The sequence below is a fragment of the Mesorhizobium sanjuanii genome (assembly GCF_002529485.1).
In the GTDB taxonomy this organism is placed as follows: Bacteria; Pseudomonadota; Alphaproteobacteria; order Rhizobiales; family Rhizobiaceae; genus Mesorhizobium; species Mesorhizobium sanjuanii.
The window spans coordinates 1-9184 of record NZ_NWQG01000281.1 but is presented as its reverse complement, the minus strand read 5'-3'; the positions used below and the strand labels follow the sequence as shown (position 1 = coordinate 9184).

The window sequence follows — 9184 nt, the reverse complement described above, 5'->3', positions numbered from 1 at the left end:
CTTAATGAGACATCCTGGCCCGTTTCGTTTTTCTTGCGCCGGCAAGATTCCTGGGCGAAAAGATTGGTGGCCGCTGCTGCGTGCCACTGGCTAAGCTTCGTGACAGATTCCCGCGCGAGGCCGCTCATGCCCACCGATAGCCAGTACATTCTCAACAGCATCAGGCAGGGATGCGTGATGCTTTCCGATGACGAGTTCGTCATCGACAGATTGGTGAAGTATTTCGGCAACGGCAGGATCCGGTGGCACGTCGAATTCCGTGGGCATCGCATCGAACTGACGACCGGGCAGCTCAAGAAGCAGGCTACCTTCCGCAGGATGGTACTCGAACAGGCTGGCTTGCTGCCGCCCCAGCGAGCCGGCGCCAACTACAGGCGATGGGCACTCGATCTGAGGAAGAATGCCACCGAGCTTCCTTGGCGGGATAGACCGGTCGATGTCGGATTCGCCATCGACAGGCTGACCAGCCACGGGGATGGGCGCTGGACGGTTGAACACCAAGGCAAGGCAATCAAGTTCACGACCACCAAGCTGCGCAGGCAGGTCAGTTTCCGCAAACGCATGCTGGCCAAGGCCAAGGTGTTGCCGCCGGAACTCGACCCGGTTGCCTACCGTAAGTGGGTGGACTGGCTCATTCAGAACGCCACCGAGGCTGCGCCGCAGGCCGGCGAGGTTTCGATGACGGCGAAGAGCTGGCTTGACGACCTGCCAGAGCTGGCCGGCTGGCAAAAATGAAGCGTCGCCCAAGGCACCAATCAGGGAAAGTACGATCCGCTCAAATCGATATGTTCCGGGATTCAACTAGATAAGGCTGGCTGCGTGCGTCCTATTGGTCGCTCATGCCGCCCGGCCACCGCTATCAGGAAGTCGCCACCGCGGAAGCTTCGCTCCAGCACGTCCCCCGCACCGGCGCCTTTTTCATTTCTTTCTCCCGAGATCGATTGTTGCTAGGCAAATAGACGCTGTAAGTTCTCGTTGCTTTCGATGAACGGCACCTGCCTTCCACGCCGAACCAATACCGAATGCTCAATCCCCAATATCCTCCGCACGCTCGCCAGCGCCGCCTCATTCACATCGATATACGCAACGATGTACCATTCGCCGTTTTCTTCCCTGGCCATGCCCATCGGTTCGGCGCGCCACTTCAGCGCGCCATGGTGCGGCATGAAATACGTCTCCTGGACGCCGCCGACGGCGCTGAGGCCCTCGTCGAGGGCGTATTCCATCACCGCGCAGCACAATTGCGTCAGCGTGCCGCGCAGCCCGGTCGAGCGTTTGTCGGGGACGACGAAAGTGCGCGTCCATTCGGCCCAATCGGGGCGTCTCGGGACGCCCGATCTTTCGCACATGTGAGAAAAGACCTCCGAGACCATGTGCGGCTCGCTCGTTGGGATCAATCGAGCCGAGGTCACGACGCGACCGTCTTCGATACCGAGCAGATACGTCGCCGCATCCGTATCGAACTGGTCTAGCTCGCGACCATCAGGGCTCGGAGGGCGCCAATGTTTCTGGTGCACGAAGAAATCGTGCCGCCGGCGCAAAAACTCGTCGAATTCGTTCTCATAGAGATGCTTGTTCTGCGCATTGACTACATGTGCCGTTATCATAGCGCGACCCCCCGATCGTTCTCGGGTGGATAGTCGCAGCCGCGCTAATATACGTCACCTGTCCGATCGAACAGTTGACGCAGCTGGAACAGGACGATCGTCCTGTCTAGCTCTTTGTTTTTTCGCATGATCTTGCCCCAAAAGTCTGCAACTTTGCGGAATTATGCTCTAGGGGTGGATCAGGCGCCTGCGCACCGCCTCAACGACAGCCTGCGTGGTCGTGGCGACGCCAAAGGCCTCGCGGGCCCGCGTCGAGTGCCATTTGACGGTGCGTTCGGTCAGACCGAGGATCTGGGATGTTTCCGACGAGGTCTTGCCGGCCGCAGCCCACAAAAGCACTTCCCTTTCCCGATCAGTCAGCAGGCCTTCATCGCCGTCATCGTCATCTGACAAAGCCTGGATCGACATGCCGGCATAGACCGCCATCGTCACCAGTTGCACCTGCTGGCGCGGCGACAGGCTGCAGCACTTTTGCGAGGAGGCGAACGACAGCACGGACTGCCAATGGTGGACGCTGAGCATCGGCACCGCAAAGCCGCTCGCTATGCCGAACTCCGTCGCTTCACCGGCAACGCGTCGGGAAGCGTCGGTGTCGGACCATTTTGCGGGAACATCGGCCCAGAAGAACGGCTTCAAGGTCTTGGCCGAATAGATGCAGACCCCGTCGACAGCGGCATGCTCGGCTTCGACGTAGCGGTCGAACCAGCCCGCGGGCCAACCATTGAGTTCGACCATCGGCGCAAGTTTCTGGCCGCTGAGCGGAACCCCGCTCAGGATCAGATGCTCGAAGCCGAGATTTCTCACGGTTTCAAGAAGGTCGTCCAGAAGCGGCCCTGCCGCCGTGTGCTTCCTGCAGCGTTCGACAAAGTCGAACACCTCTGAATCAATCATGCCAGAGACCCCCCGCCTCCATGCCGAAAGATAAGCATACATCAAATTAGAAGTTTCGAATATCCCATCGCTGCATGGCGAGGCCGGAGCCACGAGGCGGCCGGACGCTTCCTCTACCCAGCCGGAGCCGTTCGTCCGATCCCTCCAGGGGTGGGCGCCGTCAGCTGGCCACGCGCAGACGTCGGGAACTGACAAAGGCCTTCAGTCCATCGGCATCCAACGCACGCCCGAAGGCATAACCCTGCAGTATGTCGCAACCCAGGCTCTTGAGTATCCGCGCGTGCTCCATTGTCTCGACACCTTCCGCTATGACCTCGATACCCAGGGACTTGCCGATTTCAATGATCGAGGAGACGACCTGCCTTCGTTGCGGCGATTTGACAATCGGGATGACCAGCTGGCGATCGATCTTCAGCCGGCGAGGCTGCAGCTTGAGCAAGCTGACTATCGAGGCATAGCCAGTACCAAAATCGTCTATTTCGACGTCAATGCCGAGTTCTTTTATCTGTTCGACATTCCAGCTGACAAAATCGTCATTTTCGTCAAGGAAAATTGACTCAACGAGCTCGAACGAAACCGTTCCCTTCTTGATATGCAGTTTCTTCAAACTCTTTATGAGTTCGTCATCTTGAAGGCGCCGCGCCGAAACGTTGACCGATACCCGCGGAATGCGAATATTCGCGGCGGACCATGCTTTGAAATCCGAAAGCGATTGCTCCAGTATGGTTCGATCGATGGTCGAGACGACATTCAGCTCTTCCGCGGTCTTCAGGAAGATATCGGGCGCCAAAATACCTTTCGCCGGATGCTTCCATCGCGCCAGCGCCTCAACCCCGACAATTTCGAGCGTCTTTGCGTCGAACTGTGGCTGGTAGAAGGGAATGAACTCGTTGCGCTCAAGGCCGCCGAGAATTTCGTCGGCAATCCGTTTTGTGTCGACGATTTCGCTTTGCATTGCCTCGGTGAAGAATTCGTATCGATTGCGCCCTCGCCTCTTTGCCCGGTAAAGCGCGATGTCAGCGTTAACCAGCAGGTGTTTGGCTTCGATATCTTTTCGTCTGTCGACTGCAATTCCGACGCTCACCCCAAAACGGCATCGGTGGCCCTGATAGTAGACGGGTTCGCGCATCTGGCCGATGACGCGCTCGGCGAGCTGCGCCAGTTGGTTGATATCGTCATGCACCACGCACAGGATGATGAATTCGTCTCCGCCGATGCGAGCGACAAATCCCTCGCCATCGACCTTGGACCGCAGGACAGTCGACGCGTGAACAAGCATTGCGTCGCCCGCGGCGTGGCCAAGCGTATCGTTGATGTGCTTGAACCGATCCAGGTCGATGTGAAGCAGTGCCGCATGCCCACCGGAGCGCCTGGCGTTGGCTGCGTAATCTTCCAGCACCTGGTCGAGGTAACGCCGGTTGGGCAAGCCAGTCAGCGAATCGTGCAGCGCAATGTGCTCTATGCGCGCCCTGGCCGACTCGAGTTCGGCATTTTTCGACTCGGAAAGCTGTTTTGCGCGAACGAGGTCCTTGTTCAGCAGGACGTCGGCTGTCACATCCCATTCCGCGCCAATCATTTTAGGGGTTTCGTCAGCGACCCGGTAAATAATCGCCTTGGACCGAAGATAACGAATCTCGCCATCCGGACGAATAATCCGGTACTCCGACAAATATGGTCCGCCGTCGGCCATCGCCTTGTCGAAATCGGCGTTGGCGCCAGCCAAATCATCCGGGTGGATTGCTCCCGCCCAGTCCGTGTAGCCGCGGCGCTCACCAGTCGGCTTGCCATATATCTCATTGACGCGATCGTCCCACATCAGTTCGTTGGTGGAGAGATCGTGTTCCCAAACGCCAATAGCCGACGCTTCGAGAGCGAGTTCCAGACGTCTCGACAATCGACGCAGTTCCGCATAGTTGCGCTGTCTCTCACCAATCAGGCGACCCGTAACCAGGAAGGGGATCACAACCAGCGCCCCCGCCACCGCCATGATTGCGCGCAAGAACCACGCATTGGCGGGCGTCGCAGGCCAGCCATCCTTGGGAATGGCCACGATCCGCCATGAACCGGACGGGAGCAGAACATCGGCCGTCACCGGATGGCTTTTGCCGACGCGCTCATTGCCGAAGAATTGATCTCCACCTGGACCGAGAGCGTCCTTGCCGATCAGCGCTACGTCAATCCCGAGATCATCGTCAAGCAGGCCGCTCGCCTTGTAAAGGCGCTGCACGTCGACAACGGCCGAAATGATGCCCCAGAACCGTTCGGTGTTGCCCGCGCTCGGTACGAAAACCGGAATACGACCGACGAAGCCCTGCCCTCCCTGCTTTAGATCGACGGGACCGGCCAGGATGAGCTTGCGTTCGTCCCGCGCCCTCAGCGCGCCCGCACGCTGCCGTTCGTCCTTGCGGTAGTCGAGGCCCAGCGCCTTCTCGTTGCCCTTCATCGGATACATCAGGGAAATGACCAGATCTGGCGCGCCGGCAATGTTCTTCAATTGCGACCCCCCGCCAAGCAGATTGCTCGCGAGCGAGGCGAAGCGTTGCTGTCCCATATAGGGCTCGGTCACGACCGCCGCGACCAGTCCCTGCACGAGTTGAAGGTTTCCGTTGATGTTGCCTTCGAGCTTGGCGCGGATAAGATTGACCTTGGCTAGGACATCCGCGCGGGCGGCCTGGTCCGAGAGGACTTTGTTCTGGTGGTCCGCGAATATGGCGCTAACGGCAATGACCACCAGGGCCATTGCCGCCGGAATATTCGCCGACGAAAAAACAGCCTTTCTAACACTCTCGAACCGAGCGCGGAAAAGAGCCAATAGGCGATTCCTCACTGCCAGTCGGGTTCCCGGACTGACCCGACTATGGAATATTAGCTGTCAAGTATTTAATTTTGACCTTCACCTGTCCTAAAACTTTTGCACTTTTCGATCGCTGGCGCCCGGAGTGCTGGAAAGGACCTGTGGTTTCGCTTGAGATCCTAGCTGCTTTTCGTCACCGACGCCGGCGACGGTACCGACACAACCATCCGCATGATTTTGAAGGGGTATGGGCTGGTGGACGATCGACAGGACCGTCACAGCGCGCCGCGAAACCATGATTCCGCGATGAAAATGCAAACCTGGGAGGACTAGTGACCCTCGATCGTCCTGGGGGTGACAAGGTATGGTATCCCGCCGACGCTGCGCTTGGTCGCGCCGATGGAATAGGCCATCGGGATCTTGGGAGAGTTCTCCGGCAGGCCGTACATATCCTTGCCGGCCCTCACGGCAAACGAGAAGTGCTGCCAGGAAACCGTGTCGTGCTCATTGAGAAAATCAAGCGTCAGCCCGGCTGCAATCAGCGCGTTGACCACGTCACTGATCGGATGGATCCACTCATAGTAGCGAGGATGTTTCAAGATACGGTCGTCGCCGGTATAGGTGTGTTCCTCGTTCCACGCGAGCGGCCGCGCTATTGGCGTTCGCCAGTCGTGCTTGAACTCCAGCGCCGCGGCCTTGCGGTCGCACTGGAACATCAGGGGATGGCCCTCGGCCAGATAAAGCCGGCCGCCGGGCCGCAGGAGATCGGCAACCACCCGCGCCCAACGGAACACGTCGTCCAGCCAGTTTACCGAACCCCAGGTAACGTAAGCGATGTCAAAGGTTCGGCCGAGCGCTTCGACTGCCTCGAACAGTGGCGCTTCCACGAAACGCACATCATCCGTGCCTGCCTTCGCGGCAAAATCCCGTGCCGCCGCGATCGCGGTCGGTGAAAAGTCGAGGCCGGTCACGCTGCCCGCGCCCAGATTCTTCAAGCTGATCGTGTCGAGCCCGATATGACATTGCAGATGGACGATATCCTTGCCGATGATATCGCCGACCTCGCGCGTTTCCAGCTCATAGAGATTGGATCCGCCTGCCAGCACATTCTCGATGTGGTAGCTGCCGGTCGTGTCGGTCGAATGCAGTTCGGCCCGATCATCCCAATTAAGGCGGTTCGCACCCAGAAACGATTCCAAATTGCCCCCCAAAGCCCCTGCCGAGACTAATACTTGGTAAACAGAACGTTAATATACTTTGCAGCTAAAGGGTCGCGCGTCAATCCGAGGCGGAGGCCGGTGCACGATCATGTCGAGGCCGCTTCCTGCAGCAACGTCACGGCTGTTGCGTTTGCCATGCGCATTCAGCACAAATTGATCGCAGATGAATCCGGCTCAGGCTCCGCCGCAATTGCGTTAGAATCCATGGATCGCTTCGACCTCGGCACCTACCGCCGCCCCATCTCCACCTGCTCAGCGGAGACCCAGCGCTGGTTCGATATCGGCCTGAACTGGTGCTACGGCTTCAACCACGAAGAAGGCATCAAGTGCTTTGAGAGGGCGCTGGAAACGGACGCCGACTGCCCGATGGTCCATTGGGGTATCGCCTACGCCGCCGGGCCTTTCTACAATCTGACCTGGAAGGAGCATGGCGAGGCGGAGGCCAACCGGGCGGCCAGGCGCTGCTTCCAGCATGTCCAGCTTGCGCGCGCCAACGCCGCTCGCGCCAGCGATGCGGAAAGGCGTCTGATCGAGGCGCTAGCCTGCCGTTTCCCCGAGCCGCATGTCTCGGCCCCGCCGAAATTCGAGCAATGGGACGATGCCTACGCCGCCGAGATGCGGCGGGTCTACTCAAGCTTTCCCGACGATCATGATGTGATGGCGCTGCTGGTCGAGGCGCTGATGATGCGCACCGTGCGGCGTCTGTGGGACCTCAAGACCGGCAAGCCCGCGCCGAATTCGAATGTGCTGGAAGCGCTCGAGGTTTGCGAGCGGTCGATCCGGCTCGCCGACGAGGCCGGTGCGGCACAGCATCCGGCGATCGTCCACCTTCACATCCACCTGCTGGAAATGTCGACCATGCCGCAACGCGGCATGCGCTCGGCCGACCTGCTCGGCACGATGTGCCCCGATGCCGGGCACATGAACCACATGCCGGGGCATATCTACGTGCTGTGCGGCGAATATGAGAAGGCGCAGCTGACCAGCGAAAAGGCGGTTCGCGCCAACGACCTCTATCTGGCCTATGCGGATCAGCCCACCTACTATCTGCTTGGCTGCGGCCACGACCTGCATCTGATGATGTTCACCTGCATGTTGCTTGGCCAGTACAAGCCGGCGCTGTGGGCCGCCGACAAGGTGCGGAGCCTGGTGACGCAAGACGTCGTCAGCATCCCGGACCGGCCAAAGCTCACCCAGACGTTGGAAGGCTACCATGCGATGAAATCGCATGTGCTGGTGCGCTTCGGCCGCTGGCAGGAGATCGTCGACGAACCGATGGATGACGAGCCTGAGCTTTACGTCCTGACCACGGCCATGCAGCACTACGCCAAAGGCGTCGCGCATGCCACGCTCAGAGAATTTTCCAGGGCAGAGCAGGAACGCGAACGGTTCCATCGGCGCCTAGCGCGCATCCCACCCGAGCGGCGTTTCCTCAGCAACCCGACGCGGGCTTCGCTGGCCGTCGGTGCGGCCTTGCTCGACGGCGAACTCGCCTATCACAAGGGCGGCCATGACGAGGCCTACGCGCATCTGCGGCAAGCGGTCGAGCTCGACGACAATCTGTCCTACACCGAGCCGTGGGCGTGGATGCACCCGCCACGCCATGCGCTGGCGGCGCTCTTGCTGGACCAGGGCTTCGCGCAAGAGGCCGAGCAGGTCTACCGCGACGATCTCGGCCTAAGCGGCGCAGTGCAGCGCTGCGCACAGCATCCGAACAATGTATGGGCGCTACACGGGCTGGTGGAATGCCTGAAACTGCGCCGCGAGACTGAGGAGTTACCCGCCCTGCAGAGCAGACTTGCCGCCGCGCTCGCCAAGGCGGATGTGCCGATCAGCTCGTCCTGTCTGTGCAGGACGAGCGCGCAGCCGGAACAAAGCTGCTGTCATTGAAGCCTGATCCGTCAGCAGCAGGCTACGAAATTCGCCGTCCGCTTTCATCCAGCAGAACGCAGCCGGCGGGATCGAAGCCGACATCGATCGCTTCGCCTTCACGCGCCACGCGACCATTGATCTGCGTGTTGGCGCGGATGGTCGTCCTGCCGCCGATGTCGATCTCGTAGATGGCGCTGCCGCCCAGATAGGAGGTGGAGACGACTCGTCCGGCCAACCGGTTGGTCGTTGCGGCGGAACCAACCGGCAGTTTCTGCGGCCGCACCACCACGGTGACAGGCGTGCCCCGCACCAGAGCCTTGGGAGAAATGACCGTGATCGTCTGACCAGCCGCAAGCGAGATCTTCGCCCTCAGCCCATCGACGGCGCTCACCGTGCCGGCAAGCATATTGGCCTTGCCGAGGAAATCGGCCACGAAGGCGGTAGCCGGCGTCTCATAGACCTGTTCCGGCGTACCGATCTGCTCCACCGCTCCGGCATTCATGACGACGATCTGGTCCGACATGGAAAGCGCCTCTTCCTGGTCGTGCGTCACGAACAGGGCGGTGATGCCGGTCTGCTTCTGGATCTTCTTGATCTCGACGCGCATCTCCTCGCGCATATTGGCGTCGAGGGCCGAAAGCGGTTCGTCGAGGAGAAGCACTTCGGGCTCGAAGACGATGGCTCGCGCCAGCGCAATGCGCTGCTGCTGGCCGCCCGACAGTTGCGACGGCAGCTTCTTTTCGCTGCCCGGCAGCCGAACCATTTCGAGCGCCTTGCTTACCTTCCGGACGATATCGGCC

The 9184-nt window shown here is 60.1% G+C and carries 7 protein-coding genes; 2 read left to right on the top strand and 5 right to left on the bottom strand.

The features are described from left to right. Nucleotides 1-177: 177 nt before the first annotated feature. Complete coding sequence (locus CN311_RS30890; RefSeq protein WP_425351110.1) at nucleotides 178-735, top strand: hypothetical protein; 558 nt, start codon at nucleotides 178-180, stop codon at nucleotides 733-735. Between the two features lie 212 nt (nucleotides 736-947). On the opposite strand, the gene CN311_RS30885 is transcribed toward CN311_RS30890, so the two are convergent. The 4 genes from CN311_RS30885 to CN311_RS30870 all read right to left on the bottom strand — a co-directional run bounded on the left by CN311_RS30885 (nucleotide 948) and on the right by CN311_RS30870 (nucleotide 6491). After that, nucleotides 948-1607: an acyl-homoserine-lactone synthase gene (locus CN311_RS30885; RefSeq protein ID WP_097577366.1), complete on the bottom strand. Its 660-nt coding sequence runs from the start codon at nucleotides 1605-1607 to the stop codon at nucleotides 948-950. 168 nt (nucleotides 1608-1775) lie between these two features. Further along, a complete protein-coding gene (locus tag CN311_RS30880; RefSeq protein WP_097577365.1) occupies nucleotides 1776-2498 on the bottom strand; it encodes a LuxR family transcriptional regulator in 723 nt (240 codons plus the stop codon). 160 nt (nucleotides 2499-2658) lie between these two features. Next, a complete protein-coding gene (locus tag CN311_RS30875) occupies nucleotides 2659-5238 on the bottom strand; it encodes a bifunctional diguanylate cyclase/phosphodiesterase (RefSeq protein WP_097577364.1) in 2580 nt (859 codons plus the stop codon). A gap of 383 nt (nucleotides 5239-5621) precedes the next feature. Further along, on the bottom strand, nucleotides 5622-6491 hold the full coding sequence (locus CN311_RS30870) for a class I SAM-dependent methyltransferase (protein ID WP_097577363.1): 870 nt from the start codon (nucleotides 6489-6491) through the stop codon (nucleotides 5622-5624). A gap of 225 nt (nucleotides 6492-6716) precedes the next feature. Here CN311_RS30870 and CN311_RS30865 point away from each other — a divergent pair, with 225 nt between their 5' ends. After that, complete coding sequence (locus CN311_RS30865; protein ID WP_097577368.1) at nucleotides 6717-8402, top strand: hypothetical protein; 1686 nt, start codon at nucleotides 6717-6719, stop codon at nucleotides 8400-8402. Nucleotides 8403-8424: 22 nt separating this feature from the next. Here CN311_RS30865 and CN311_RS30860 read toward each other — a convergent pair. Then, nucleotides 8425-9184 (bottom strand): ABC transporter ATP-binding protein (locus tag CN311_RS30860; protein ID WP_133117294.1); only part of this gene is annotated, 760 nt, incomplete at its 5' end.

Bases quoted from the DNA above. Each gene is read 5' to 3' on its own strand.
- CN311_RS30880 (WP_097577365.1), bottom strand. From the start codon at position 2,498: ATGATTGATTCAGAGGTGTTCGACTTTGTCGAACGCTGCAGGAAGCAC.
- CN311_RS30865 (WP_097577368.1), top strand. From the start codon at position 6,717: ATGGATCGCTTCGACCTCGGCACCTACCGCCGCCCCATCTCCACCTGC.
- CN311_RS30875 (WP_097577364.1), bottom strand. From the start codon at position 5,238: ATGGCCCTGGTGGTCATTGCCGTTAGCGCCATATTCGCGGACCACCAG.
- CN311_RS30890 (WP_425351110.1), top strand. From the start codon at position 178: ATGCTTTCCGATGACGAGTTCGTCATCGACAGATTGGTGAAGTATTTC.
- CN311_RS30885 (WP_097577366.1), bottom strand. From the start codon at position 1,607: ATGATAACGGCACATGTAGTCAATGCGCAGAACAAGCATCTCTATGAG.